The sequence below is a fragment of the Burkholderia sp. GbtcB21 genome (genome assembly GCF_019091065.1).
Taxonomy (GTDB): Bacteria; Pseudomonadota; Gammaproteobacteria; order Burkholderiales; family Burkholderiaceae; genus Burkholderia; species Burkholderia pyrrocinia_C.
Genome location: NZ_JAGXKA010000009.1, coordinates 182,666 through 207,360 on the forward strand (window position 1 = coordinate 182,666; position 24,695 = coordinate 207,360).

Here is a 24,695-nt window from a genome sequence, read left to right on the forward strand (position 1 = left end):
AAAATGTCTCAATACGCGAAACTCAAGGCGCAGATCGCCGATCTGCAGGCCCAGGCGGACGACGTACGCCGCCAGGAAGTGGCGGCGGTGATTGCCGACGTCCAGCGAATGATTGCCGAATACGGTCTGACGGCCCAGGACCTGGGCTTCGCGGAGCGGGCGCGGCGCGGCCGCCCGCCGAAGAAGGCGCCGCTGCCCCCGAAATACCGTGATCCGAAGTCGGGTGCGACCTGGAGCGGTCGCGGCAAGCCGCCGAATTGGATCGCCGGGAAAAACCGCGATCGATTCCTGATCGAATGACTGAAAGCCAAAAAGAAAGAGCCGCATCGTCGATGCGGCTCTTTTGCTTTGCGGTTTTGCGCGCCGATTTCGGCGCGGATTTTACGGAATATTTCCGCGCGGATTTCCGCGTCAGGCGCCTGCGACCCGGCGCAATGCCGGTTGCCTGGTCGCCGTGCAAAGCGATTCGTAAGTCTCGACATAACGCTGCGCCATGGCCTTCGAGCTGAAACGCGTGTCGAAACGTTCGCGGATCGCGGTGCGCGACAGGCTGTCGATCCGGTGCAAGGCGCCGACCGCGCCCTGCACGTCCTCGACGATGAAGCCGGTCACGCCGTCCTCGATCACTTCCGGCACCGAGCCGCGATTGAACGCGACGACCGGCGTACCGCAAGCCATCGCCTCGATCATCACCAGGCCGAACGGTTCCGGCCAGTCGATCGGGAACAGCAGCGCCTTCGCACCGGACAGGAACGCGGGCTTCTGCGCTTCGTTGATCTCGCCGATGAATTCGACGTGTGCCTGGCCGAGCAGCGGCTCGATCACTTCCTTGAAGTAGTCGGCGTCGGCCTTGTCGACCTTCGCGGCGATCTTCAGCGGCAGCCCGCTTTGCGCGGCGATCCGGATCGCCGTGTCGACGCGCTTTTCGGGACAGATCCGGCCGAGGAACGCGAGGTATTCGGGCTTCACGCCCGGCTGCGGCGTGAGCAGCGTGTCGGGCAGCCCGTGGTACACGGTGCCGGCCCACGCGGCCTGCGGCAGCGGCTTGCGCTGGTTGTTCGAGATCGACACGACCGGCGCGTCCGGGAACGAGTCGAACACGGGCTGCAGCTCCGGCAGGTCGAGGCGGCCGTGCAGCGTCGTCACGTACGGCGTGTCGAGGCGCGACATCAGCGGGAACGGCAGGTAGTCGAGGTGGAAGTGCAGCACGTCGAATTCATGTGCGACGCGGGCGACCTGCTCAAGGAGCCGCATGTGGGGCGCCATCGAATCGCGGATCGACGGGTCGAGCCGCAGTGCGCGCGGCCAGGCCGCCTCGAGGCGGGCCGACGTGACGGAGTCGCCGCTGGCGAACAGCGTCACGTCGTGCCCGAGTTCGACGAGCGCCTCGGTGAGGTAGGACACGACACGCTCGGTGCCGCCGTAGAGTTTCGGCGGGACGGCTTCGTAAAGGGGCGCGATCTGGGCAATTCGCATGGATGTTCTCCGATGTCGATCCGTGTGGGCGCTGCGGCGCCGATGCGGATCCCCTACAAGGTTGCGGAACTCGCCGACGCACGCTGTTGGCGGTACGTGGCCGGGCCCTGGGCGGGGTGCGCGGGGCGCCGGACGGCAAGCTGCGGGGCGGGCCGGCACGGCTCGCGCCGCCGCCCATTGGAGTCCATTATCGGTATCGGCCTGAGGGGTTCGAGTGTTTTTTCAAACACTTAAGGCTTGTTACACGATGAAATACGCAAAAACCCCGAGAAAAAGGGCGGGAAAACATAAATCGAGACAGAATCAACTATTGTTGCGCCATCGTGAAAAACCACTATAATTTTTACCGATCCGATTGTCGGCGGCCTTGCCGGCAAGCCTTCCGCCATTGCGCGGCGGCCATCGGGCCCATCTTGGCCGAATTCGCGCCGTCACCCGCTTTCCCGATTGCCTCCTTTCAATTCGCCTTGTCGGAAAAATTCCTACACGGTTTACAGACAAATCCTGCGCGGCATACGCCACTTCGCTGATACCGACATAAATGCCGTTTGGCCAAAATTCGCCCTGTAAGAATATAAACGAGCCGACTGAGCGCCGGGTGCGCCCTGATCGAGCAAACGTTGTCATAACACGAATGGCCAAAGCAAAGCTCTTTAACGGGGGAATCATGAGCGCTACCAGCGAAATGCTCAGTGAGATCAAAGAGGTCAACCTGTCGTACCTCCTCCTCGCGCAACGCCTGTTGCGGGAAGACAAGGCGATGGGCATGTTCCGCATGGGAATTTCCCAGGAACTTGCCGACGTGCTCGCGAACCTCACGCTCGCACAGACCGTGAAGCTCGCCGCGTCGAACCAGATGCTGTGCCGCTTCCGCTTCGACGATCACGCGCTGCTGTCGTCGCTCGCCGACAAGGGCCGCAGCGATGTCGTCGCGCATGCCCACTCGGCCATCCTGATGGCCGGGCAGCAGGTCGAAGGCGTCCGCTGATCCATCCCGCCTTGCGTTTGTCCCGGCGTGCCGCGCCGGCCGGCAGCGTATTGGCCATCCATCCGAACCACGTCAAGCGGACAGTTATCACCATGGCAAGCAAAAGCGTCGTGATCGAGGTGAAGGAAATCACCCTCGCCATCGAACTGATCGAACTGGGCGCCAGGCTGCAGTTGCTGGAGGCGGAGACGAGCCTGTCGCGGGACCGTCTGATCAAGCTGTACAAGGAACTGAAGGGCGTGTCGCCGCCGAAGGGGATGCTGCCGTTCTCGACCGACTGGTTCATGACGTGGCAGCCGAACATCCACTCGTCGCTGTTCTACAACATCTACCGGTTCATGCAGGACCACGGCCGCTGCGAGCCGATCCAGTCGATCGTGAAAGCGTACCGGCTCTATCAGGAGCACGTGAACCTGTCCGGCGACGAGGCCGCGCTGAGCCTCACGCGCGCGTGGACGCTCGTGCGCTTCTTCGATTCGGGGATGCTGCAGATGACCCCGTGCACGCGCTGCGGCGGCCACTTCGTCGCGCATGCGCATGATCCGCATCAAGGTTTCGTCTGCGGCCTGTGCCAGCCGCCGTCGCGCGCGGGCAAGACCCGCAAGGCCGCCGCCGCGCGCGCCGAACTGGCCGCCGCCGCGGCCTGAGCGCCGGGCAGGGCCGGGCGGGGCGCGAGCGGCTGCCGCGGGCCGCGCGAACCGTCTGCCGACTGCTGGTAAACACCGTCGGGCTGCCGCCGGGCGGCCGCGAAAGTTTTCCTGCCGACTGCCGTAAACCTGTTTAACGGCGATCTTCCCGCCGGTCTTTCATGAGGGACAGGCAGTGCTGATTATCGTGGGAACACTCGTGACGCTGTTGTCGGTCTTCGGCGGTTATGCGCTGGCAGGCGGGCATCTGGGCGCCCTGATCCAGCCCATCGAGATCCTGATGATCGTGGGCGCCGGCGTCGGCGCATTCATCCTCGGCAACGGTGGCAAGACCATCATGGCCACGCTGCGCGTGCTGCCGACGCTCTTCAAGGGCTCGAAATACACGAAGGACGTCTATATGGAGCTGATGGCGCTCCTGTACGTGCTGCTCGCGAAGGCGCGCAAGGAAGGCACGCTGACGCTCGAGGCCGACATCGACGATCCGGAAAAGAGCCCGATCTTCACGCAATACCCGAAGATCCTCGCCGATCACCACATCGTCGAATTCCTGACCGACTACCTGCGCCTGATGGTGGGCGGCAACATGAACGCGTTCGAGATCGAGAGCCTGATGGACGAGGAGATCGAGACGCACCACTCGGAAGGCGAAGGCCCCGCGCACGCGCTGATGCGCGTCGGCGACGCGATGCCGGCGTTCGGCATCGTCGCGGCCGTGATGGGCGTCGTGCACACGATGGCGTCCGCGGACAAGCCGCCCGCGGTGCTCGGCGCGATGATCGCGCAGGCGCTGGTCGGCACGTTCCTCGGCATCCTGCTGTCGTACGGGCTGATCGGGCCGCTCGCGAGCCTCGCGGAGCAGCGCGTCGCCGAGTCGACCAAGATGTTCCAGTGCATCAAGGTGACGATCCTCGCGACGCTGAACGGCTATGCGCCGGCGATCGCGGTCGAGTTCGGCCGCAAGGTGCTGTTCTCGACCGAGCGGCCGTCGTTTTCCGAGCTCGAAGAGCACGTGCGCCGCGTGAAGGCGAAGTGACGCGGAGCGACCAATGAGCAAGAGCAAGGATCGCGCAATCGTCGTCAAGCGGGTGGCCCCGGCGAAGAAGGGCCACCACGGCGGCGCATGGAAGCTCGCGTACGCGGACTTCATGACCGCGATGATGGCGTTCTTCCTGCTGATGTGGCTGCTGAGCTCGGTCACGCCGGTGCAGCTGAAGGGGATCGCCGAATACTTCAATACGCCGCTGAAGGCCGCGCTGTTCGGCAGCGGCGACCGCAACTCGCAGGACTCCAGCATCATCAACGGCGGCGGCCGCGACCTGTCGAGCACCGACGCCGGCACGCTGCGCCGCACCGACGGCACGACGTCGCTCGCCGAGCGCGTCGCGAAGCCGGTCGACGAGCATGCGCAAGCGCAGGCGCAGGGCGCGATCGAGCGGCTCGAGCAGGCGCGCCTGCACGACCTGCAGATCAAGCTGATGGCCGCGATCGAGGCCAACCCGACGCTGCGCCAGTTCAAGCAGCAGATCCGCATCGACTCGACGCTGATGGGGCTGCGCATCGAGATCGTCGATACGCAGAAGCGGCCGATGTTCGCGATGTCGAGCGACCACGTCGAGCCGTACATGCGCGACATCCTGCGCGAAATCGGCAAGACGCTGAACGACGTGCCGAACCGGATCATCGTCCAGGGCCACACCGACGCCGTGCCGTACGCGGGCGGCGAGGGCGGCTACAGCAACTGGGAACTGTCGGCCGACCGTGCGAACGCGTCGCGCCGCGAGTTGATTTCCGGCGGCATGGACGAGGCGAAAGTGCTGCGCGTGCTCGGCCTCGCGTCGACGCAGAACCTGAACAAGGCCGACCCGCTCGATCCGGAAAACCGCCGGATCAGCGTGATCGTGCTGAACCGCAAATCCGAAGAAGCGCTGATGCGCGACGACGCGACGACCACGACGCTGTCGGCCGACGCGGCGGGCTCGAAGCTGCTCGCGCAGCAGCTCGCCGGCCCGGTGCCGGCCGCGCGTCCGGCGGTCGCGAGCGCCGCCGCCGCGGCGCCGAAACCCTGACGTTCCCGAGATTCCGAGACAGACATGATCCGAACCATTCTCGCCATCGACGACTCCGCGACCATGCGTGCGCTGCTGCAGGCAACGCTTGCGCAGGCCGGCTACGACGTGACGGTGGCGCCGGACGGCGAAGCCGGCTTCGACATGGCCGCGACAGCGCCGTACGACCTGGTGCTGACCGACCAGAACATGCCGCGCAAGAACGGGCTCGAGGTGATCGCCGCGCTGCGCAAGCTGACCGCGTATGCGAACACGCCGATCCTCGTGCTGACGACCGAAGGCAGCGATGCCTTCAAGGACGCCGCGCGCGACGCGGGCGCGACCGGCTGGATCGAGAAGCCGATCGATCCGGTCGTGCTGGTCGACCTGGTCGCGACGCTATCCGAGCCGGCTGCCTCCTGAAATGAACGCGACGAATCCAACCGGTGACCGGGCATGACTCTCGATATCACGCAGTTCTACCAGACCTTTTTCGACGAAGCGGACGAGTTGCTCGCGCAGATGGAGCAGCTTCTGCTGAACCTCGACGTCGACTCGCCCGACCCCGAAGACCTGGCCGCGATCTTCCGCGCCGCGCATTCGATCAAGGGCGGCGCGGCGACGTTCGGCTTTTCCGCGCTGACCGATACGACGCACATCCTCGAATCGCTGCTCGACCGCGCGCGCAACCATGAGCTGACGCTGACCAAGGAGATGATCGACGCGTTCCTCGAGACCAAGGACGTGTTGTCCGACCAGCTCGTCGACTACCGCGCGAGCGCCGAACCGGACGCGGCAGCCGCCGCGACGATCTGCGCGAAGCTCGAACGGCTGAAGGCCGAGAGCGGCGCGGGCGCGCCGACGGCCGCGCCTGCCGCGCCTGCCGCGCCGGTCGCCGCTGCTGCCGCACCGGCTGCCCCGGCCGCACCGACCGCGGAGCCCGCCGGCGGCGGCGATCGCGCGCCCGATCATGTGGTCGAGCAGGCCGTCGCGGCCGCGCATCCGGCGGCCGACGCGGGCGAAGACGGCCCGCACCTGAAGATCACGCTGGCGGGCGTCGACGCGAAGGACCGGGAACTGCTCAGCGAAGAACTCGGCAACCTCGGCCGGATCGTCGGCCGCGAGGAAGCGGGCGCCGACCTGACGCTGTGGCTCGAATCGGACGTGCCGTCCGACGACATCGTCGCGGTGTGCTGCTTCGTGATCGACGAAAGCCAGATCCGCATCGCGCACGGCACGGCGCCGGCCGCGCCGGCGGCACCGGCTGCCGCGCAGGACGCCGCTGCACCGGCCGCCGAACCGGCTGCCGCCGCGCAACCCGCCGCGCGGGTCGAGGTATCCGCGCCGCAACCGGCCGCACCGGCGCCGGCTCCCGCTCCCGCAACCGTCGAGCCGGCCGCGGCAACGCAACCGCCGCACCAACCCCAACGGCCGCAGGCCGAACATGCGGCGCAGGCCGCCGCGCATCACGACGACAAGCGCCCGCGCCCGGCCGCCGCGGCCGCATCGGGCGCCGAAGGCAGCTCGATCCGCGTCGGCGTCGAGAAGGTCGACCAGCTGATCAACCTCGTCGGCGAGCTCGTGATCACGCAGGCGATGCTCGCGGAGACCGCGAGCGCGTTCGATCCGGCGCTGCATGACCGTCTGTTCAACGGGATGGCGCAGCTCGAGCGCAACGCGCGCGACCTGCAGGAAGCCGTGATGTCGATCCGCATGATGCCGATGGACTACGTGTTCAGCCGCTTCCCGCGGCTCGTGCGCGACCTCGCCGGCAAGCTCGGCAAGCAGGTCGAGCTCGTCACGTTCGGCCAGGCGACCGAGCTCGACAAGAGCCTGATCGAACGGATCATCGACCCGCTCACGCACCTCGTGCGCAACAGCCTCGACCACGGGATCGAAACCGTCGACAAGCGCGTCGCCGCCGGCAAGGACGCGGTCGGCCAGCTCGTGCTGTCGGCCGCGCATCACGGCGGCAACATCGTGATCGAGGTCAGCGACGACGGCGCGGGCCTGAACCGCGAACGGATCCTCGCGAAGGCCGCGAAGCAGGGCATGCCGGTGTCCGACAACATCAGCGACGACGAAGTCTGGCAGTTGATCTTCGCGCCGGGCTTCTCGACCGCCGAGACGGTGACCGACGTGTCGGGCCGCGGCGTCGGGATGGACGTCGTGAAGCGCAACATCCAGTCGATGGGCGGCCACGTCGAGATCACGTCGCAGGCCGGCCGCGGTACGACCACGCGGATCGTGCTGCCGCTGACGCTCGCGATCCTCGACGGGATGTCGGTGAAGGTCGGCAGCGAGATCTTCATCCTGCCGCTGAACTTCGTGATGGAGTCGCTGCAGCCGTCGATCGACGACATCTACACGGTCGGCAACGGCGAGCGCGTGGTGCGCGTGCGCGGCGAATACCTGCCGCTGGTCGCACTGCACGAGGTGTTCTCGGTCGAGGACGCGCGCACCGACCCGACGCAGGGGATCGTCACGATCATGCAAACCGAGGGGCGCCGCTTCGCAATGCTGATCGACGAACTGGTCGGCCAGCAGCAGGTGGTCGTGAAGAACCTCGAAACCAATTATCGCAAGGTGCACGGCATCTCGGCGGCGACCATCCTCGGCGACGGCAGCGTCGCGCTGATCGTCGACGTCGCGGCGCTGAACCGAGAAACCCGTGCGACGCACGGCGCCCGAGCCGGCGCCGAGCTCGCGATGTTCTGACTCTCGCCATTCAACCGATTGGGGGCAAACGTGTCTGCTGAAGTCCAAATGATTCATCCGGCCGCGGCGAACGCGGCCAATGCGACAACCGGCCGCCGCGACGCGGCGCAAGGCGACGCGACGGGCCAGGAATTCCTCGTGTTCACGCTCGGCGACGAGGAATACGGGATCGACATCCTGAAGGTGCAGGAAATCCGCGGCTACGACAGCGTCACGCGCATCGCGAACGCGCCGGACTTCATCAAGGGCGTGATCAACCTGCGCGGCATCATCGTGCCGATCGTCGACATGCGGATCAAGTTCCATCTCGGCCGCGTCGAGTACGACCACCAGACCGTCGTGATCATCCTGAACGTCGCGCACCGCGTGGTCGGGATGGTGGTCGACGGCGTGTCGGACGTGCTGACGCTGCAGACCGACCAGATCATGCCGGCACCGGAATTCGGCGCGACGCTGACGACCGAGTACCTGACGGGCCTCGGCACGGTCGACGGCCGGATGCTGATCCTGATGGACATCGAGAAGCTGATGTCGAGCCGTGAAATGGCGCTGATCGAGACACTCGGCGGGTAAGCGCGCCGCGCGCGCAGGAATTTCGGGAGAATCTGCAATGTTGCATAACTGGTCGATCCGCACGACGCTCACGGCGGTCGGACTCATCCTCGTGTGCCTGGCCGCCGCGGTCGGCGGGCTCGGCCTCTACGCGCTCAATCACGCGAGTCGTTCGCTCGATGAGATCGCGCACGTCGACCTGCCGGCGATCCACACGCTGGACGACACGGCCGCGCACCTGCTGCGCTCACGCGTTGCGCTCGACCGCTTCCGTACGCTGACCGAAGCCGGCAATGCGGCCGAGGCGGCGAAGGTGCTCGACCGGGCGCAGGAGCTGTATGCGAAGTCGAACCAGAACTGGCAGGCGTTCCAGTCGCTGCCGAAGCTCGGTGTCGAGCAGGCGCTCCTCGACGAGCTCACCGCCCGCTACACGACGATCGTGAAGGAAGGCGTCGAGCCCGAATTTGCCGCGGCGCGCGCGGGCGACATGGCGGCGTACCACGCGATTGCCGACGCGAAGATCAGCCCGCTGTTCGTCGCGTTCGACCAGACGGCGGCGGCCGTGATCGCGTCGCTGCAGAAGCGCGCGGAAGAGCGCCAGGCCGCGACGCAGTCGCAGATATCGCTGATGGTCGCGCTGATCGCGGCCGGCATCGCGATCGCGTTCGTGGTCGTGATCGCGATCCGCTTCGCGATGCGCGGGCTGATCGTGAAGCCGCTCGAGGACGCGATCGCGCACTTCGAGCGGATCGCCGGCGGCGATCTCACGCAGCCGGTGAACGTGTCCAGCACGAACGAGATGGGCCGCCTGTTCGGCGGCATCAAGCGGATGCAGGACGCCGTCACGACGATGGTGCAGTCCGTGCATCGCGGCACCGAATCGATCGACGTCGGCGCGCGCGAGATCGCGACCGGCAACATCGACCTGTCGCAGCGCACCGAGGAGCAGGCCGCGTCGCTGCAGGAAACCGCATCGAGCATGGAGCAGCTGACGGGCACCGTGCGGCAGAACGCGGAGAACGCGCGGCAGGCGAGCCAGCTCGCGGTGAACGCGTCGGACATCGCGACGCAGGGCGGCGAGGTGGTCGGCCAGGTCGTGTCGACGATGCAGGACATCGCGACGAGTTCGGGCAAGGTCGTCGACATCATCGGCACGATCGAAGGCATCGCGTTCCAGACCAACATCCTCGCGCTGAACGCGGCGGTCGAAGCCGCGCGTGCGGGCGAGCAGGGCCGCGGCTTCGCGGTGGTCGCGGGCGAGGTGCGCTCGCTTGCGCAGCGCAGCGCGAGCGCCGCGAAGGAAATCAAGCAGCTGATCGGCGATTCGGCCGAGAAGGTCGACAGCGGGTCGGCGCTCGTCGCGCGCGCGGGCTCGACGATGGACGAGATCGTGCAGGCCGTGCGCCGCGTGACCGACATCATGGGCGAGATCAGCGCCGCGTCGGAAGAGCAGTCGACCGGCATCGAGCAGGTCAACCGTGCAGTCAGCCAGATGGATTCGGTCACGCAGCAGAACGCGGCGCTCGTCGAGCAGGCAGCGGCCGCGGCCGCGTCGCTCGAGGAGCAGACGCGCCAGATGAAGGCGATCGTGTCGGGCTGGCGCGTGACGGGCGGCATCGTGCTCGCGCCGGCGCGCGGCGTCGCGCGGCCGGGCGCGCATGGTTCGGCGAGCGTGCCGGCACTGCCGTCGGAGCCGCGTCGCGACGCGGCGCCGGTCGCCGCGCTGCCGGCGCCGCAGGCTGCGGCACAACCGGCACGGCGCGCCGCGCCGGCATCGCATGCGGCCACGTCGGCGGCGGGCGCAAGCCAAGCGAAGCGCGCGGCGGACTCCGATGCGCGCACGCAGAAGGAAGCACCCGCGTCCCGCGGCGCCGCTGCAGGCGGCTACGGGCCGCGTCTCGCGAAGTCGGCCGCCGCCCCGGCGGACAAGCCGGCCGCGAAGCCCGCGCTCGTGCGCCCCGCGCTGAACGGCGAGAAGCCGGCGCTGGCCGCGGCCGGCACGTCCGACGACGACTGGGAGACCTTCTAAGCCATGCCGAACGCGCGCGCGCCGTTTCGACCCGATGCACCGGATGCCTCGCCTCGCGCGGGCGAGCCGGGGCGCGACTTCGCGTTCACCGGCGCGGATTTTGCCCGCATCCGCGCGCTGATCCACCAACGCGCGGGGATCTCGCTGTCCGAGCACAAGCGCGACATGGCGTACAGCCGTCTCGCGCGGCGGCTGCGCGCGCGCGGCCTCGACACGTTCCGCGACTACCTCGACCTGCTCGAGCAGGAAGACGATCCGCTCGAGTGGGAAGCGTTCACCAACGCGCTGACGACCAACCTGACCGCGTTCTTCCGCGAGTCGCATCACTTCCCGATCCTGTCGGAGTTCGTGAAGGGGCGGCCGGCGCCCGTGTCGGTATGGTGCTCGGCGGCGTCGACCGGCGAGGAGCCGTACTCGATCGCGATCACGCTGATCGAGGCGCTCGGCGAATCGGCGGCGCGCGGCGCGTCGATCCTCGCGACCGATCTCGACACGCAGGTGCTCGCGAAGGCGGAAGCCGGCATCTATACGTACGACCAGGTCAAGCACCTGTCGCCCGAGCGGCTGAAGCGCTTTTTCCTGAAGGGCACGGGCGCGCAGGCCGGCCGCGTGAAGGTGCGTCCCGAGCTGCGCGCGATGATCCGCTTCGAGCAGCTGAACCTGACCGATTCGGACTACGGGATCGCGAAGCCGTTCGACGCGATCTTCTGCCGCAACGTGATGATCTATTTCGACAAGCCGACGCAGGGGCAGGTGCTGTCGCGCTTCGAGCCGCTCGTGAAGCCGGGCGGGCTGCTGTTCGCCGGCCATTCGGAAAACTTCACGTACGTCACGCAGGCGTTCCGCCTGCGCGGGCAGACGGTGTACGAACTGACGCGCGACGCCGCGCAGGGTGCGCGGCCGCGTGGCGCGCAGGCGCCCGCGGCGGCCGCCATGCCGTCGCGCGTGCCCGCACGGGCCGCGGACGCCGCGCCCGCCTATGGAGATCGCGGATGAGCGCACTGCCGATCGCGACCAATCGCTATTTCGACAACCACTTCGGCCGTCCCGGCGTGAAGCTGTTGCCGAACGAGTTCTACACGACGTCCGAGGACATGGTGCTGATGACCGTGCTCGGCTCGTGCGTCGCCGCGTGCCTGCACGACCCGTACGCGGGCATCGGCGGGATGAACCACTTCATGCTGCCCGACGACGGCACCGATCCGGGCGCGGCCGCGTCGGAATCGATGCGCTACGGCGCGTATGCGATGGAAGTGCTGATCAACGAGCTGATCAAGGCCGGCGGGCGCCGCGAGCGCATCGAGGCGAAGGTATTCGGCGGCGCGGCCGTGCTGGCCGGGATGACGACCATCAACATCGGCGATCGCAACGCGGATTTCGTGCGCCGCTACCTCGCGCTCGAGCGCATCCGCATCACGGCGGAAGACCTGCAGGGCGTGCACCCGCGCAAGGTCGCGTTCATGCCGCACACGGGGCGCGCGATGGTGAAGAAGCTGCGGCTGCAGGTGCCTGGCGTCACCGAGCGCGAAGCCGCGCTCGCGCGCGAGGCCGAGCGCGCCGCACGGCCGCGCGCGCACGTCGAGCTGTTCGCGGCGAAGCGGCCGGCCGCGCCGCAGCCGGCGCGCCCGCGCATCGAACTGTTCGGCGCGCGCAGCGCGAGCCCGGGCGGTACCGGCGCGGGCAGTGCCGGCGGCGTGCGGGCGGCGAACCCATATGCCGGGAGCCCGGGCGCCGGAAGCGCGTACGCGGGGAACCTATCGAAAAAGCAGGAGGCATGACCGCAGTGCAGAAGATCAAAGTATTGTGCGTCGACGATTCGGCGCTGATCCGCAGCCTGATGACGGAGATCATCAACAGCCAGCCCGACATGGCGGTGTGTGCGACCGCACCCGATCCGATCGTCGCGCGCGAGCTCATCAAGCAGCACAACCCCGACGTGCTCACGCTCGACGTCGAAATGCCGCGCATGGACGGGCTCGACTTCCTCGAGAAGCTGATGCGCCTGCGGCCGATGCCGGTCGTGATGGTGTCGTCGCTGACCGAGCGCGGCTCGGAGATCACGCTGCGCGCGCTCGAGCTCGGCGCGGTGGATTTCGTCACCAAGCCGCGCGTCGGGATTCGCGACGGGATGCTCGACTACGCGGAAAAGCTCGCCGACAAGATCCGCGCGGCGTCGCGCGCACGCGTGCGCCAGGCGCCGCAGCCGCAGGCCGCCGCGCGCACGGCGGACAGCCAGGCGGCCGCGCCGATGATCAACAACCCGCTCGTCAGTACCGAGAAGCTGATCATCATCGGCGCGTCGACGGGCGGCACCGAGGCGATCCGCGAAGTGCTGACGCCGCTGCCGCCGGATGCGCCGGCGGTGCTGATCGCGCAGCACATGCCGCCCGGCTTCACGAAATCGTTCGCGCAGCGGCTGAACGGCCTGTGCCGGATCGCGGTGAAGGAAGCCGAGCACGGCGAGCGCGTGCTGCCGGGCCACGCGTACATCGCGCCGGGCCATGCGCACCTGCTGCTCGCGAGAAGCGGCGCGAACTACATCGCGCAGCTGTCGGACGAGCCGCCGGTGAACCGTCACCGCCCGTCGGTCGACGTGCTGTTCCGCTCGGCGGCGACGCATGCGGGCAAGAACGCGATCGGCGTGATCCTCACCGGGATGGGCCGCGACGGCGCGGCCGGCCTGCTGGAAATGAAACGCGCGGGCGCTTACACGTTCGCGCAGGATGAAGCGAGCTGTATCGTGTTCGGGATGCCGCGCGAGGCGATCGCGCTCGGCGGTGCGGACGAGGTTGTGCCGCTCGCCGACATGAGCCGCCGCGTGATGGCGCGACTGGCGACGATGGGCGACCGCGTGCAGCGCGTGTGAATGGAATGTCACGGGGCGCGTGCCACGATACGCGTCCTGACGGAAACGAATCTGGAAAGGAACGACGATGGACAAGAGCATGAAAATCCTGGTGGTGGACGATTTCCCGACGATGCGCCGGATCGTCCGCAACCTGCTCAAGGAACTGGGCTACACGAACGTCGACGAGGCGGAGGACGGCGCGGCCGGTCTCGCGCGGCTGCGCGGCGGCGGCTTCGAATTCGTGATCTCGGACTGGAACATGCCGAACCTCGACGGCCTCGCGATGCTGAAGGAAATCCGCGCGGACGCGACGCTCACGCACCTGCCGGTGCTGATGGTCACGGCCGAGTCGAAGAAGGAGAACATCATCGCGGCCGCGCAGGCGGGCGCGAGCGGCTACGTCGTGAAACCGTTCACGGCCGCGACGCTCGACGAGAAGCTGAACAAGATCATCGACAAGATGGCGAAGACCGGGAGCTGACGTGAACGAGCCGATCCATGCGGCGCTCGCCGGCGCGGGGTTCAGTGCCGACAGCCACCCCGAAGGCGCCGATTTCGCGAGCGACCGCATTCTCGCGCGCATCGGCCAGGTCACGCGGGCGCTGCGCGATTCGATGCGCGAGCTCGGGCTCGACAAGCATGTCGAGCGCGCGGCGGAAGCCGTGCCCGATGCGCGCGACCGGCTGCGCTACGTCGCGACGATGACCGAGCAGGCCGCGGTGCGCGTGCTGAACGCGATCGAGGTCGCGAAGCCCATGCAGGAGCGCATCCAGAACGAGGCTGAGGCGCTTGACGCGCGTTGGGCGCAGTGGTACGCGGCGCCGATCGAGCACGCGGAAGTGCGCGAGCTGATGGACGATACGCGCACGTTCCTGCGCACGCTGCCCGAGTCGACGTCGGCGACCAGCGCGCAGCTGCTCGAGATCATGCTCGCGCAGGATTTCCAGGACCTGACCGGGCAGGTGATCAAGAAGATCATGGACATGGTCTACCTGATCGAGCAGCAGCTCCTCACCGTGCTCGTCGAGAACATCGCGCCCGAGCGGCGCGAGCAGTTCGCGGCCACCGCGGCCGCGCTCGCGGCCGAGCAGATGAGCTCGACCGGCAGCCCGGAGTCGCTGCTGAACGGCCCGCAGATCGCGCCGGAAGGCAAGTCCGACGTGGTCCAGGACCAGGGACAGGTCGACGACCTGCTCGCGAGCCTGGGCTTCTGAGCTTGCTGCAGTGCATCGGCGCGCTCCGTTTCGCGGGGCCGTCCGATGCGCGCGTCATGCCGTTCCCGCCACGTTTTCCCACGCTCGCCGTGCACGCGCGCACCCTGTTCGGGCTGCGTCGAATTGACACTTCGACACACTCAGCAGGCATACTACGCGTCAGCAGTAATGGAGCGTCATTCGTACGATTTCATATGTTGACCGGCGGCGCGGGTACGATGGCTGTGCCGCCGGCAACGAAGCCAGTCCCTTGGGGGGGAACGTGAAGCTGAAACGCTTGGGCTGGGCCGTCGCACACGCGACGGCTGCAATGGGTGTGCTGTGGACCGTCCACGCACACGCGGAACTGGGCGGCGCGCCGATGTCGCCGCCGGCGGACGATCGGGCTGCAACCGTGCGTGCGATGCAGCGCGCGATGCGTTCGGCCGATGGCGTGCAGACGAGCACGGCCGCCTATACCGTCCGCGAGATCACGCTCGGGTCGGGCACCGTCATTCACGAATACACGTCGGCCGCCGGCAGCGTGTTCGGTCTCGCATGGCGCGGGCCGACGATGCCGGATCTCGCGTCGCTGCTCGGCAGCTATTTCCCGCAGTACACCGCCGGCGTCCAGGCGGCGCATGCGGCGCACGGCTGGCGCGCGCCCGTGTCCGTCGACACGAGCGGCCTCGTGATCCGGACGGGCGGCCACATGGGCGCCTTCTCGGGCCAGGCGTGGCTGCCGGCGGCACTGCCTGCCGGCCTCGCCGGCAACGACATCCAGTGACAGCGGGAGAGCGATCTTGAGAATTCCTCGTACATTCAAGCGCTGGCTCGGCGTGCTGGGCCTCGCGGCCGCGACGGCCGTGCTCGTGACGGCATGCGGCGGCGGCGACGACGGCGGCAGCTCCGGCAACAACGGCGGCAGTAACGGCAACGGCTCGAGCGTGTCGGACGGCAATACCGCGAATACGGCCGTCATCACCGTCGGCACCGGCGTCGCGAACGTGATCAACATCCCGACCGTCAACGTGAAGGTCTGCGTGCCGGGCACGTCGAACTGCCAGGTGGTCAAGAACGTGCTCGTCGATACCGCGTCCTACGGGCTGCGGCTCGTCGGCAGCGCGGTGTCGGGCGTGCTCGGCAACCTGCCGCAGGTGACGAGCGGCGGCGCGCCGGTCGCCGAGTGCGGCAAGTTCGTGTCGAGCTACACGTGGGGCTCGGTGCGCACGGTCGACCTGTCGATCGGCACCGAACAGGCGAACTCGCTGCCCGTGCAGATCATCGGCGACCTCGGCACGACGAGCGTGCCGACGTCGTGCACGAACGGCGGCGCGTCGGCCAACTCGGCGAGCGCGCTCGGCGCGAACGGGATCCTCGGCATCGGGCCGGCGCCGGTCGACTGCGGTACGACCTGCGCGACGTCGACGTCGTCGAGCAACAACTACTACGCGTGCCCGAACGGCAATGCGAGCTGTGCGGTCGCGCTCGTGCCGGTCGCACAGCAGGTGGCCAACCCGGTTCATCATTTCGCGAACGACAACAACGGCGTGATCGTGCAGATGCCGAACGTCTCGAGCAGCGGGCAGGCCAGCGCGACGGGCCTGCTGATCTTCGGGATCGGCACGCAGGGCAACAACGGGCTCGGCGCGTCGACCGTCATGACGTCGACCACGACGGGCGACGTCAGCGCGTCGTTCCTCGGCAGCACGGTGACGGCTTTCTTCGATACCGGTTCGAACGCGTATTTCTTCAACGATTCGGCGCAGACGGTCTGTTCGAGGAACTCGCAGTTCTACTGCCCGTCCTCGACGACCACCTATACGGCGACGCTGACCGGCCAGAACAGCGCGAGCGGCACCGTGTCGATGCCCGTCGCGAACGCGGATACGCTGTTCTCGAACGCGTCGACGTTCGCGTTCAACGACATCGCGGGCCCGTTCGGTTCGTCCGGATGGCTCGACATCGGCATGCCGCACTTCTACGGCAAGACGATCTACTTCGGGATGGACAAGCGCTCGAGCGGCGGCGCGGCGCCTTTCGTCGCGTTCTGACGCGGCACGGCCGCAGGCAGCAAAGAGGGGGCGAGCGATCGCCCCCTTTTTTTATCCGGAGGTTGCGCGCGCACTACGGATCGGATCGCCGCCGTGTGTGCGCGCAGCGCCTACGATGTAAGACCGGCACCGGTGCCGGCACGACATCGAGGAGGCAGCGTCATGAGCCCGCGCATACAACGCATCACGCCGTTCCTGTGGTTCGACCGCGACGCCGAGGCGGCCGCCGGTTTCTACGTGTCGGTGTTCGACAACGCGCGCATCGTGCACGTCGCGCGCTACGGCAAGGCCGGCGCGCACGCGTCCGGGCAGGCCGAGGGCACGGTGATGACGGTCGCGTTCGAGCTCGACGGGCAGGCGTTCGTCGCGCTGAACGGCGGCCCCGTGTTCCAGATCACGCCGGCCGTGTCGTTCGTCGTCAACTGCCGCGACCAGGACGAGATCGACCGCTACTGGGCGCGGCTGTCCGAAGGCGGCGACGAGCGTGCGCAGCAGTGCGGCTGGTTGCGCGACCGCTTCGGCGTGTCGTGGCAGGTCGTGCCCGCGCAGATGTCCGAACTGATGACGGGCGATCCGGCGCGCGCCGAGCGTGTGATGGCGCAGGTGATGACGATGAAGAAGCTCGATCTCGGCGCGCTGCAGCGGGCGGCGGCCGGTTAGGGCCCAGGCCGGAGGCCGGCGCTTACCGCCGTCGTATGGTCGAGAAAGCGGCGGCCGGGCCCGTATGCGGTGCTTTCGATGCGCGCGGCGGCGGCCGGCGCGACGGCGCGCCCGCCCGCATCGACCGACACCGATTCGATCTCGACGACCGGCACGCACCAGGCCGCGCGAGCGCGTTCCGCCGGTTGGCCATGCGCGTCGAAACAGCGGAACGCGAAGCTCGCGGCGACATCCGGTGCGCGCCAGGTTTGCGTCGACCCGTTCCACGCATAGCGCACGACGATCGTGCCGGGATGCGGCGCGCCCGGCGCCTGCGCACCGGGTGGCAGGTCGGGCGTACCGGGCGTGCCCGCGCAGCCGGCGGCGAGCGCGCAGGCGAGCGACAGCAGCGGAGCGAGCGGATGACGGAACACGATGCGATGCGAGCGGGATCGGGAATGGCGAAGGGTGGCGCGACCGGCGCGCTCGCGTCATGCCGATCGGCCGGTAAATCGAATGCCGCACGCCTGGATCGATTATCGATCGCGTCGGGATTCATTCGGTTGTAATCAAACGCCGGATTATCCGAGGGTGTGGTTTCTGTCAGGTCTTCAAGGCTATTAAAATGACGCGGCATGCAAGCCGGCGGCGCCGCATTACGCTATGACAGCCGTTCCAGAGCCGGTGCGACGGGGTTTCGCTTGGCCGGCATGCGAAAAGAGATGGAGCCTGTCGAAATTCGAACATATAATTCCCGCGTTGTTTCCGGGGTCGTAAATATAAAACAGGAGGGTAATTAAAATGAATTTTTCCGAGGCTGTTCGTTCCGTACTCAATCAATACGCGAAATTCGAAGGCCGTGCGCGTCGTGCCGAATACTGGTATTTCGCGCTGCTGAGCTGCATTCTTTCGATCGCCGCGCAGGTGATCGGCGCGATCGGCCGCGACGCGGGCCTGATCGCGCTGCTGCTGCTGGGCGCGATCTTCCTGATTTCGCTGGCGCTGATCATTCCGGGCATCGCGGTCAGCGTGCGCCGCCTGCACGATACCGGCCGCTCGGGCTGGTTCCTGCTGCTCGGGCTCATTCCGGTCGTCGGCCCCATCCTGCTGCTCGTGTGGATGTGCTCGCGCGGCACCGCAGGCCCGAACCGCTTCGGCTCGGATCCGATCCCGGCGGTCTGAGCGCCGCCTGCCCCGACGCGACGCCGTCGCGTCGGGGCCTGACTTCCCCGTTTTCTCCGCTTCACCGTTCCCCGTTTCACTCCGCCACCGTCCCGTCCGGGAACCTTGCCGGAAACCTCGCTCCACCGTTGCGCCGATCGCCGCGTTTTTCCGCCGCATCGCACCCCGTCGCGCGCCGCTCCGTCCCCATCCAGCCTCGTTCGCACCGGCTCGCCCGATTCCCCGAAATACCCCCCTTTCCCGGCTTTGCTCGACCGATCGGCGTTTGACGCCTCCATGAATAATCGGTGTCACTGGAAAGCGGCATTCCGCCGTACCCGACTGGAGGCCCCGTGGCAGACGAGAGCGATCTCGACAAGACCGAAGCCGCCACTCCCAGGCGCCGCGAGAAGGCGCGCGAGGAGGGGCAGGTCGCGCGTTCGCGCGAACTGGCTTCGTTCGCGCTGCTCGCGGCCGGGTTCTACGGTGCATGGCTGCTCGCAGGCCCGTCGGGTGCGCATCTGCAGGCGATGCTGCGCGGCGCGTTCACGTTCGACCGCGCGACCGCGTTCGACACGAACCGGATGCTGTCGGCGGCCGGCAGCGCGAGCCTCGAAGGCTTTGCCGCGCTGCTGCCGATCCTCGTGCTCACCGGCGTCGCGGCGCTGCTCGCGCCGATGGCGCTCGGCGGCTGGCTGATCTCGCAGAAAACCTTCGAACTGAAGTTCGACCGCCTGAACCCGATCTCGGGCCTCGGCCGGATCTTCTCGATCCAGGGGCCGATCCAGCTCGGCATGTCGCTCGCGAAGACGCTGGTCGTCGGCGGGATCGGCGGCATCGCGATCTGGCGCAGCAAGGACGAACTGCTCGGCCTCGCGACGCAGCCGCTCGGCGCGGCGCTGCCCGACGCGCTGCATCTCGTCGCCGTGTGCTGCGGCACGACGGTCGCCGGGATGCTGGTGGTCGCCGCGCTCGATGTGCCTTACCAAATCTGGCAGTACAACAAGAAGTTGCGCATGACGAAGGAAGAAGTGAAGCGCGAGCATCGCGAGAACGAAGGCGATCCGCACGTGAAGGGGCGGATCCGCCAGCAGCAGCGCGCGATCGCGCGCCGCCGGATGATGGCGGCCGTGCCGAAGGCCGACGTGGTCGTCACGAACCCGACGCACTTCGCCGTCGCGCTGCAATACACGGACGGCGAGATGCGCGCACCGAAGGTCGTCGCGAAGGGCGTGAACCTCGTCGCCGCGCGCATCCGCGAACTCGCGGCCGAGCACAACGTGCCGCTGCTCGAGGCGCCGCCGCTCGCGCGTGCGCTGTATCACAACGTCGAAATCGAACGCGAGATTCCCGGCTCGCTGTACTCGGCCGTCGCCGAAGTGCTCGCGTGGGTCTACCAGCTCAAGCGCTTCCGTTCGGAAGGCGGCGCGTTCCCCGCGGTGCCGGTCGATCTCGACGTGCCGGCCGAACTCGACAAGGGCACGTCGGTGCCCGCCGACGATGAACGCGAGGAAGCCGAAGACACGCTCGGCACGCAAGGAGCCACGTGATGATTAGCCCCCACGCTCACATTCGTTCGCTGCCCCCCGAGGGGGCGGCTGCCTCCCTTGGGGCGGCCCGGCGGGAGGCAGCATGAGCACCCCGACCGGCCTGTTCGCGAAGCGCACGAACCCGTTCGCGGGCACCAACCTGCGCGCGCTCGCGGGCCCCGTCCTCATCTGCATGATCCTGGGGATGATGATCCTGCCGCTGCCGCCGATGCTGCTGGATCTGCTGTTCACGTTCAACATCGCGCTGTCGGTGATGGTGCTGCTCGTCAGCATGTACACGATGAAGCCGCTCGACTTCGCGGCGTTCCCGAGCGTGCTGCTGTTCTCGACGCTGTTGCGCCTGTCGCTGAACGTCGCGTCGACGCGCGTCGTGCTGCTCGAGGGCCACACGGGCCCCGACGCGGCCGGCCAGGTGATCGAGGCGTTCGGCCACTTCCTCGTCGGCGGCAACTTCGCGGTCGGCATCGTCGTGTTCGTGATCCTGATGATCATCAACTTCATGGTGATCACGAAGGGCGCGGGGCGGATCGCCGAAGTGTCCGCGCGCTTCACGCTCGACGCGATGCCCGGCAAGCAGATGGCGATCGACGCCGACCTGAACGCCGGCCTCATCAACGAGGAACAGGCGCGCAAGCGCCGCCTGGCCGTGTCGCAGGAAGCCGAGTTCTACGGGTCGATGGACGGCGCGTCGAAGTTCGTGCGCGGCGACGCGATCGCCGGCCTGATCATCATGGCGATCAACGTGATCGGCGGGCTGATCGTCGGGATGGTCCAGCACGACATGAGCTTTGCGGCGGCCGGCACCAACTACACGCTGCTGACGATCGGCGACGGCCTCGTCGCGCAGATCCCGTCGCTCGTGATCTCGACCGCGGCCGGCGTGATCGTGTCGCGCGTCGCGACCGACGAGGACATCGGCACGCAGATCACCGGGCAGCTGTTCACCAACCCGCGCGTGCTGACGATCACCGGCGTGATCATCGTGATCATGGGGCTGATCCCGGGGATGCCGCACTTCGCGTTCCTCGCGCTCGGCGGCGGCGCGATCTGGCTGGCCCGCACGCAGATGAAGCGCGCGGCGGCCCGCAAGGCGGCCGGCGACGTGACCGACATCGCGCCGCCCGCCGTGCTGCCGTCCGACAGCCACGAGGCGACCTGGGACGACGTGCAGCTGATCGACCCGCTCGGCCTCGAAGTCGGCTACCGGCTGATCCCGCTGGTCGACAAGAACAGCGACGGCGAGCTGCTCAAGCGCATCAAGAGCATCCGCAAGAAATTCGCGCAGGAAATCGGCTTCCTGCCGCCGGTGATCCATATCCGCGACAACCTCGAACTGCGGCCGAACGCATACCGGATCGCGCTGAAGGGCGTCGAGATCGGCATCGGCGAAGTGTTCCCGGGCCAGTGGCTCGCGATCAACCCCGGCCAGGTGACGGCCGCGCTGCCGGGCGCCCTGACGCAGGATCCCGCGTTCGGGCTGCCGGCCGTGTGGATCGACGTCGCGCTGCGCGAACAGGCGCAGGTGTACGGCTACACGGTGGTCGACGCGAGCACGGTTGTCGCGACGCACCTGAACCATCTCGTCGTCCAGCACGCGGCGGAGCTGCTCGGCCGCCAGGAAGTGCAGGCGCTCGTCGAGCGCACCGGCAAGGACGCGCCGTCGCTCGTCGAGGACCTCGTGCCGAAGACGATCTCGCTGACGACGCTGCAGAAGGTGCTGCAGAACCTGCTCGAGGAAGGCGTGCCGATCCGCGACATGCGCACGATCCTCGAGGCCGTGTCCGAACATGCGGGCCGCGGCGACGCGTTCGAGATCACCGCCGCGGTGCGGCTCTCGCTCGGCCGCGCGATCACGCAGCAGTGGTATCCGGGCGCGGGCGAGATGCAGGTGATGGGCCTCGACTCGAATCTGGAGCGCGTGCTGTCGCAGGCGCTCGCCACCGGCGCGAATCCGGGCCTCGAACCCGGCCTCGCGCACAACCTTCTGACCGGCACGCAGCAAGCGATGCTGCGTCAACAGAATCTCGGGCTGCCGCCGGTGCTGCTGGTGCAGCACGCGCTGCGCGCGATGCTCGCGCGTTTCCTGCGCCGCAGCCTGCCGCAATTGAAAGTGCTGTCGTATGCCGAAGTGCCGGACACACGCACGATCAAAGTCGTTAACGTCATCGGGGGTTCCGCTTGAACATTCGCAAATTCACCGGCGCAACGAGCCGCGACGCGCTTCGTCTCGTGCGCGAGGCGCTCGGCGCCGACGCGGTCGTGCTGTCGAACCGCACGCTCGATGACGGCAGCGTCGAAATCGTCGCACTCGCCGATTCGGACCTGGCCGCGGTGACGCCGCCGGCCGCCGCACGGCCGCGCATCGCCGCGCCGCGCGTGCCGGATTCCGTGCCGGCCGCCGCGGTGCCGGGCATCGTGTCGCGCCCGGGCGCCGCGTTCGCGCGCCCGAGCGTCAATCCGTATGCGGCGGGCGATGGCGGGCTGCCGGACGTGTTCTCGTCGGTGTTCGGCGCAAGTGCCGAAGCGAACGAAACGGACGACGCGGACGAGACGGCGGCGCAACCTTCGACGATCGATGCGGACGCAGCGGCAACGCCGTCGACCGCCGCACCGGCCGCCGGATGGCCGGCCCCCGGTACGCCGGCCGCCGGATGGCCGGCCCCCGCTTCCGAACCCGCGCCGTGGCTCGTCGAGCACGCGAAGCGCCTGACGCAGCAGCGCGATGCGCTGATCGCGCGCACGCAGGCGACGCCTGCTGCGCCGCAAGCGAGCGCACCCGCGCCGCAGGGCGCCGCGAGCGCGCCGTCACCCGACTGGGCACGCGACATCGTGCGCGATGCCGAACGCCGGATGCCGGCCGCCGCCCCGCGCAAGCCCGACGCGAACGCCGCGAAAGCGGCCGAGCGCACGCGCCTGTCCGCCGACACCGCCGCCGCGGTGGCCGATGCGGTGAAGTCGCGCGTCGAGCGAATCGTCAACGACACGGTGATGCACGAGCTCGGCGAACTGCGCGGGATGATGGAAGAGCAGTTCGACAGCCTGATGTGGCACGACCGCCAGCGTCGCAGCGCCGTGCACGGCGCGCTGACGAAGCACCTGTTCGCGGCCGGCCTGTCCGCGCAGCTCGTGCGGATGCTCGTCGACAACCTGCCGTCCGGCGACGACGCGCAGACCTTCGAACAGGCCGCCGAATGGGCGCAGTCGGTGCTCGCGGCGAACCTGCCGGTGCTCGACAGCGAGGACGCGCTGATGGAGCGCGGCGGCGTGTTCGCGCTGATGGGGCCGACGGGCGTCGGCAAGACCACCACCACCGCGAAGCTGGCCGCGCGCTGCGTGATGCGCTTCGGCGCGAGCAAGGTCGCGCTGCTGACCACCGACAGCTACCGGATCGGCGGCCACGAGCAACTGCGCATCTTCGGCAAGATTCTCGGCGTGCCGGTGCACGCGGTGAAGGATGCGGGCGATCTCGCGCTCGCGCTGTCCGAACTGCGCAACAAGCACATCGTGCTGATCGACACGATCGGCATGAGCCAGCGCGACCGCGCGGTGTCCGACCAGATCGCGATGCTGCACGGCGCGAACGCACCGGTGCAGCGCCTGCTGCTGCTCAACGCGACGAGCCACGGCGACACGCTCAACGAAGTCGTGCAGGCGTACCGCAGCGCGGGCGAGCATCCGGATCTCGCCGGCTGCATCCTCACGAAGCTCGACGAGGCGACCCACCTCGGCGGCGTGCTCGACACGGTGATCCGCTACAAGCTGCCGGTTCACTACGTGTCGACCGGCCAGAAGGTGCCGGAGAACCTGTATGTCGCATCGACCAAGTTCCTGCTGAAGAGCGCGTTCTGTGTGCCGCGCGACGGCTCGCCCTTCGTGCCGCAAGACGAAGACATGCCGACGCTGCTCTCCGCACTGACCGCACGTTCCACCGCCGAGCTGCACGAGGTGCGATTTGGATAAACGAATCATCGACCAGGCCGAAGGGCTGCGGCGCCTGCTGGCCGGGCGCGCGTCGCGCATCGTCGCGGTGACGGGCGGGCCGGCGGGTGTCGGCTGCACGTCCACCACCGTGAACCTGGCGGCGGCGCTCGCGTCGCTCGGCAAGGACGTGCTCGTCGTCGACGAGCGCGCCGACGTGCATTCGGCCAGCGCGACGCTCGCGGGCGCGTGGCTGCGCGACGGCGAGCGCACGCGGGTGGCCGCCGGCTTCGGCCTGTGCGCGGCCGCGCGGCTCGCGCGCGCCGGCTACAGCGACACGCAACTGAGCGACTTCATCGACGGCCCGGCCGACATCGTCCTCGTCGACGCGCAGCTCGGCGCCGACGGCTCGTTCTCGGCGCTCGCACGCGAAGCGCACGACGTGCTGGTCGTCACGCGGGTCGCCGCGCAGGCGATCACCGAGGCGTACGCGTGCATGAAGCGGCTGCATTTCGCGCACGCGTTCGCGCAGTTCCGCGTGCTGACCAATCACGTCGGCAGCCATGCGGATGCGAAGACGGCCTTCGACAACCTCGCGGGCGTCGCAAGCCGCTACCTGACGGTGTCGATTGCCGACGCGGGCTGCGTGAGCGCCGATCCGCTCGTCGAGCATGCGCGCGAGCTGACGCATGCGGTGGTCGACGCGTTCCCGTCGGCGGCGGCCGCGCGCGACTACCGGCAGATTGCCGCCGACCTGCTGTACTGGCCGATGCGCCCGCGTTCGGGTGCGGACCGCGCCGTTCACGCGGGCGGCAAGCCGTCGTATGAAGCGGGCGCGGCACACGCCGCGTGAGCGCTACCGGAAGGAGAGAGC

The 24,695-nt window shown here is 68.2% G+C and carries 24 protein-coding genes; 22 read left to right on the plus strand and 2 right to left on the minus strand.

Annotated features, from left to right (window positions below):
• Positions 1-3: 3 nt before the first annotated feature.
• Positions 4-300 carry an H-NS histone family protein gene (locus KVT39_RS21275; RefSeq protein ID WP_034183894.1) on the plus strand — a complete coding sequence of 99 codons (297 nt, stop codon included), beginning with the start codon at positions 4-6 and terminating at the stop codon, positions 298-300.
• Positions 301-411: 111 nt separating this feature from the next.
• Here the strand turns inward: KVT39_RS21275 and KVT39_RS21280 are convergent, their stop codons facing one another.
• The gene (locus KVT39_RS21280) at positions 412-1,476 is read right to left on the minus strand and encodes a glycosyltransferase family 4 protein (RefSeq protein ID WP_034183895.1); all 1,065 of its coding nucleotides are present in this window, start codon (positions 1,474-1,476) and stop codon (positions 412-414) included.
• A 667-nt stretch (positions 1,477-2,143) separates the two neighbouring features.
• Here KVT39_RS21280 and flhD point away from each other — a divergent pair.
• The 16 genes from flhD (at position 2,144) to KVT39_RS21360 (ending at position 17,213) form a co-directional block, all read left to right on the plus strand.
• Positions 2,144-2,464, plus strand: coding sequence for a flagellar transcriptional regulator FlhD (gene flhD / locus KVT39_RS21285; protein ID WP_011350590.1), 321 nt, complete (start codon positions 2,144-2,146; stop codon positions 2,462-2,464).
• A 92-nt stretch (positions 2,465-2,556) separates the two neighbouring features.
• Positions 2,557-3,111 (plus strand): flagellar transcriptional regulator FlhC, encoded by a 555-nt coding sequence (gene flhC, locus KVT39_RS21290; RefSeq protein ID WP_011350591.1) that lies wholly within the window; start codon positions 2,557-2,559, stop codon positions 3,109-3,111.
• A 175-nt stretch (positions 3,112-3,286) separates the two neighbouring features.
• The gene (gene motA / locus KVT39_RS21295) at positions 3,287-4,147 is read left to right on the plus strand and encodes a flagellar motor stator protein MotA (protein WP_034183896.1); all 861 of its coding nucleotides are present in this window, start codon (positions 3,287-3,289) and stop codon (positions 4,145-4,147) included.
• A 13-nt stretch (positions 4,148-4,160) separates the two neighbouring features.
• Positions 4,161-5,180 carry a flagellar motor protein MotB gene (gene motB / locus KVT39_RS21300; RefSeq protein ID WP_034183897.1) on the plus strand — a complete coding sequence of 340 codons (1,020 nt, stop codon included), beginning with the start codon at positions 4,161-4,163 and terminating at the stop codon, positions 5,178-5,180.
• 24 nt (positions 5,181-5,204) lie between these two features.
• Positions 5,205-5,582, plus strand: coding sequence for a response regulator (locus tag KVT39_RS21305; RefSeq protein WP_034183898.1), 378 nt, complete (start codon positions 5,205-5,207; stop codon positions 5,580-5,582).
• Between the two features lie 33 nt (positions 5,583-5,615).
• Positions 5,616-7,877 carry a chemotaxis protein CheA gene (cheA, locus tag KVT39_RS21310; RefSeq protein ID WP_217590137.1) on the plus strand — a complete coding sequence of 754 codons (2,262 nt, stop codon included), beginning with the start codon at positions 5,616-5,618 and terminating at the stop codon, positions 7,875-7,877.
• Between the two features lie 48 nt (positions 7,878-7,925).
• The gene (gene cheW / locus KVT39_RS21315; protein ID WP_034183900.1) at positions 7,926-8,450 is read left to right on the plus strand and encodes a chemotaxis protein CheW; all 525 of its coding nucleotides are present in this window, start codon (positions 7,926-7,928) and stop codon (positions 8,448-8,450) included.
• Between the two features lie 37 nt (positions 8,451-8,487).
• The gene (locus KVT39_RS21320; RefSeq protein ID WP_217590138.1) at positions 8,488-10,458 is read left to right on the plus strand and encodes a methyl-accepting chemotaxis protein; all 1,971 of its coding nucleotides are present in this window, start codon (positions 8,488-8,490) and stop codon (positions 10,456-10,458) included.
• A 3-nt stretch (positions 10,459-10,461) separates the two neighbouring features.
• The gene (locus KVT39_RS21325; protein WP_217590139.1) at positions 10,462-11,454 is read left to right on the plus strand and encodes a CheR family methyltransferase; all 993 of its coding nucleotides are present in this window, start codon (positions 10,462-10,464) and stop codon (positions 11,452-11,454) included.
• Entirely contained in the window at positions 11,451-12,236 is a 786-nt protein-coding gene (gene cheD / locus KVT39_RS21330) for a chemoreceptor glutamine deamidase CheD (protein ID WP_034183903.1), read from the plus strand. The genes KVT39_RS21325 and cheD overlap by 4 nt, the downstream gene beginning before the upstream one ends.
• Positions 12,233-13,324 (plus strand): chemotaxis response regulator protein-glutamate methylesterase, encoded by a 1,092-nt coding sequence (locus tag KVT39_RS21335; protein WP_034183904.1) that lies wholly within the window; start codon positions 12,233-12,235, stop codon positions 13,322-13,324. Before cheD ends, KVT39_RS21335 begins: the two co-directional genes overlap by 4 nt.
• A gap of 67 nt (positions 13,325-13,391) precedes the next feature.
• Entirely contained in the window at positions 13,392-13,787 is a 396-nt protein-coding gene (gene cheY, locus KVT39_RS21340) for a chemotaxis response regulator CheY (protein WP_034183905.1), read from the plus strand.
• Position 13,788: 1 nt separating this feature from the next.
• A complete protein-coding gene (cheZ, locus tag KVT39_RS21345; RefSeq protein WP_034183906.1) occupies positions 13,789-14,520 on the plus strand; it encodes a protein phosphatase CheZ in 732 nt (243 codons plus the stop codon).
• A 262-nt stretch (positions 14,521-14,782) separates the two neighbouring features.
• Positions 14,783-15,286 carry a DUF2844 domain-containing protein gene (locus KVT39_RS21350; protein ID WP_034183907.1) on the plus strand — a complete coding sequence of 168 codons (504 nt, stop codon included), beginning with the start codon at positions 14,783-14,785 and terminating at the stop codon, positions 15,284-15,286.
• Between the two features lie 16 nt (positions 15,287-15,302).
• A complete protein-coding gene (locus KVT39_RS21355) occupies positions 15,303-16,553 on the plus strand; it encodes a DUF3443 domain-containing protein (RefSeq protein ID WP_217590140.1) in 1,251 nt (416 codons plus the stop codon).
• A 162-nt stretch (positions 16,554-16,715) separates the two neighbouring features.
• On the plus strand, positions 16,716-17,213 hold the full coding sequence (locus KVT39_RS21360; protein ID WP_217590141.1) for a VOC family protein: 498 nt from the start codon (positions 16,716-16,718) through the stop codon (positions 17,211-17,213).
• On the opposite strand, the gene KVT39_RS21365 is transcribed toward KVT39_RS21360, so the two are convergent.
• Positions 17,210-17,626: a hypothetical protein gene (locus KVT39_RS21365; RefSeq protein ID WP_105392348.1), complete on the minus strand. Its 417-nt coding sequence runs from the start codon at positions 17,624-17,626 to the stop codon at positions 17,210-17,212. The genes KVT39_RS21360 and KVT39_RS21365 overlap by 4 nt on opposite strands.
• Before the next feature lie 367 nt (positions 17,627-17,993).
• Here KVT39_RS21365 and KVT39_RS21370 point away from each other — a divergent pair, with 367 nt between their 5' ends.
• The 5 genes from KVT39_RS21370 (at position 17,994) to KVT39_RS21390 (ending at position 24,674) form a co-directional block, all read left to right on the plus strand.
• Positions 17,994-18,374, plus strand: coding sequence for a DUF805 domain-containing protein (locus KVT39_RS21370; protein ID WP_034183911.1), 381 nt, complete (start codon positions 17,994-17,996; stop codon positions 18,372-18,374).
• A 332-nt stretch (positions 18,375-18,706) separates the two neighbouring features.
• Positions 18,707-19,903: a flagellar biosynthesis protein FlhB gene (gene flhB, locus KVT39_RS21375; RefSeq protein WP_034183912.1), complete on the plus strand. Its 1,197-nt coding sequence runs from the start codon at positions 18,707-18,709 to the stop codon at positions 19,901-19,903.
• 82 nt (positions 19,904-19,985) lie between these two features.
• On the plus strand, positions 19,986-22,085 hold the full coding sequence (gene flhA, locus KVT39_RS21380) for a flagellar biosynthesis protein FlhA (protein WP_217590142.1): 2,100 nt from the start codon (positions 19,986-19,988) through the stop codon (positions 22,083-22,085).
• The gene (flhF, locus tag KVT39_RS21385; protein ID WP_217590143.1) at positions 22,082-23,863 is read left to right on the plus strand and encodes a flagellar biosynthesis protein FlhF; all 1,782 of its coding nucleotides are present in this window, start codon (positions 22,082-22,084) and stop codon (positions 23,861-23,863) included. Before flhA ends, flhF begins: the two co-directional genes overlap by 4 nt.
• Positions 23,856-24,674 carry a flagellar biosynthesis protein FlhG gene (locus KVT39_RS21390; RefSeq protein WP_034183915.1) on the plus strand — a complete coding sequence of 273 codons (819 nt, stop codon included), beginning with the start codon at positions 23,856-23,858 and terminating at the stop codon, positions 24,672-24,674. The genes flhF and KVT39_RS21390 overlap by 8 nt, the downstream gene beginning before the upstream one ends.
• The last annotated feature ends 21 nt before the right edge of the window (positions 24,675-24,695 follow it).